The organism is Parvibaculum sp., assembly GCF_040882025.1.
GTDB lineage: Bacteria > Pseudomonadota > Alphaproteobacteria > Parvibaculales > Parvibaculaceae > Parvibaculum.
The window spans coordinates 1-1873 of record NZ_JBBECC010000185.1 but is presented as its reverse complement, the minus strand read 5'-3'; the positions used below and the strand labels follow the sequence as shown (position 1 = coordinate 1873).

General features: G+C 64.7%; 4 protein-coding genes. 1 reads left to right on the top strand and 3 read right to left on the bottom strand.

The genetic code is table 11. The features are described from left to right. Nucleotides 1-4 precede the first annotated feature (4 nt). From rpsI to WEB61_RS13690, 3 genes are all read right to left on the bottom strand, one after another. On the bottom strand, nt 5-478 hold the full coding sequence (gene rpsI / locus WEB61_RS13700; protein WP_368064898.1) for a 30S ribosomal protein S9: 474 nt from the start codon (nt 476-478) through the stop codon (nt 5-7). 2 nt (nt 479-480) lie between these two features. Next, nucleotides 481-945 carry a 50S ribosomal protein L13 gene (gene rplM / locus WEB61_RS13695; protein ID WP_368064897.1) on the bottom strand — a complete coding sequence of 155 codons (465 nt, stop codon included), beginning with the start codon at nt 943-945 and terminating at the stop codon, nt 481-483. Between the two features lie 176 nt (nt 946-1121). Then, a complete protein-coding gene (locus WEB61_RS13690; RefSeq protein ID WP_368064896.1) occupies nt 1122-1562 on the bottom strand; it encodes a PaaI family thioesterase in 441 nt (146 codons plus the stop codon). A 121-nt stretch (nt 1563-1683) separates the two neighbouring features. Here WEB61_RS13690 and WEB61_RS13685 point away from each other — a divergent pair. Next, nucleotides 1684-1873: TetR/AcrR family transcriptional regulator (locus WEB61_RS13685; protein WP_368064895.1), on the top strand; the 190-nt coding region annotated here is incomplete at its 3' end.

Below are 1873 nucleotides of genomic sequence, written 5' to 3'. Positions count from 1 at the left end.
GGGATCAGCGCTTCGAGAACTGGAAGCTGCGGCGGGCTTTCGCCTTGCCGTATTTCTTGCGTTCGACAACGCGGCTGTCGCGTGTCAGGAAGCCTTCCTTCTTGAGCACGCCGCGCAGGTCGGGCTCGAAATAGGTCAGCGCCCGCGAAATGCCGTGACGGATGGCGCCCGCCTGGCCTGAAAGGCCGCCGCCCACCACCGTCGCGGTGATGTCGTACTGCTTCTCGCGCGCGGCTATCACCAGCGGTTGGTTGAGGATCATGCGCAGAACGGGACGCGCGAAATAAGTTTCGAGCGCGCGGCCATTGATGCTGATGCGTCCCGAGCCCGGTTTGATCCAGACGCGGGCAACGGCGTTCTTGCGCTTGCCGGTCGCATAGGCGCGGCCGAACTTGTCGAGCTTCGGCGCGACAGGCGCGGCTTCCGCCGCCGGTGCGATCGCTTCTTTCAGGCCTTCAAGCGTGGTTGTTTCGGACATGGTCATGCGATCCTGACGTTCTTGCGGTTGCGCGCCGCGAAGTCGATCTTTTGCGGCTGCTGCGCCTCATGCGGATGTTCGGCGCCGCCATAAATGTGGAGATTGCCGAGCTGCTTGCGGCCCAGGGGCCCGCGCGGGATCATCCGCTTGACGGCGAGCTCCAGCACGCGCTCCGGAAAGCGCCCTTCGAGGATGCGCTTCGGGCTCGTTTCCTTGATGCCGCCGGGATGGCCGGTGTGGCGGTAGTAGCGCTTGTCGTCGTATTTGGCGCCGGTGAGGGCGACCTTCGCCGCATTGACGATGATCACGTTGTCGCCGCAGTCGAGATGAGGCGTGTAGGTCACCTTGGTCTTGCCGCGCAGAACATTCGCGACATAGGACGCAAGACGGCCGAGCACGATGCCTTCGGCATCGATCACGATCCACTTCTTCTCGATCTCCGAGGCTTTCGCGGAATAGGTCTTCATTGCGAAACATCCTGCAAATCAAAGAGGGGCGGCGATGCGCCACCCCGGTTCGGCGCTGCTTCTAGGCGATCCCCCGGGGCCTGTCAACAACATCCAGCGCCGCCCGCGCCCGAAAAACCTTGAAATAACTGGCTTTTGTCAATGGGGTATTATAATACCCCACAATCGCCCCTCCATCACTTCGGCGGAATCGAATAAGTCGACACCGCATGGGCGACAGGCGCGGCCTCGCCCGGTCCCTCTTGCCACATAACGATCTCGCCGACCGCCAGCGCGCGGCCGAGCTTCAGGAGCCGCGCCTCGCCGATAATGTCGGCGGCTTCGGGCTTCCTGAGGAAGTTGATCGAGAGATTGGTGGTGACGGCAAGCGCCACCGGCCCGATATGCGCCAGCACCGCCGCATACATCGCGTAATCGGCCAGCGCCATCATGGCCGGCCCCGAGATCGTCCCGCCGGGCCTGAGATTGCGTTCCGTGAAGCCGAGCCTGAGCCGCGCCGTCCCTGGCCCCACGGCCTCGATCCGCGTCGTATCGGCCCCCATCCGCATCTGCGGGAACTCGCGCGCCATAAAGGCCTCGAGCTCGTCCACGCCCATCACCGGCTTCAACGTCGTCATTCGCCCGCACTCCCCGCCGCTCATCCTTGCCCGATTGCTTACAAGGCCCCGCACCGCCGCCCAACAGAAAATCGGCGCCCGCCCCTTGCGCCGCACCGCCGGCCGCCCTATCTGGTCCGGAATGAACGTTCATTCCGGACCCGGTCCCGCCGAAGACCCCAAGCGCCGCCGCATCCTTGAGGCGGCCCTCGGCCTCTTCAGCGAGGAAGGTTTCCACGGCGCTTCCATGGCGAGCCTCGCCAAACGCGCCGGCATCCCCGTCGGCACGATCTACCGCCATTTCGCCGGCAAGGAGGAGCTGATCCACGCCC

Excerpts from the sequence above, each read along its gene's own strand:
- rpsI (WP_368064898.1), bottom strand. The coding sequence starts at position 478 with ATGTCCGAAACAACCACGCTTGAAGGCCTGAAAGAAGCGATCGCACCG.
- WEB61_RS13690 (WP_368064896.1), bottom strand. The coding sequence starts at position 1,562 with ATGACGACGTTGAAGCCGGTGATGGGCGTGGACGAGCTCGAGGCCTTT.
- rplM (WP_368064897.1), bottom strand. The coding sequence starts at position 945 with ATGAAGACCTATTCCGCGAAAGCCTCGGAGATCGAGAAGAAGTGGATC.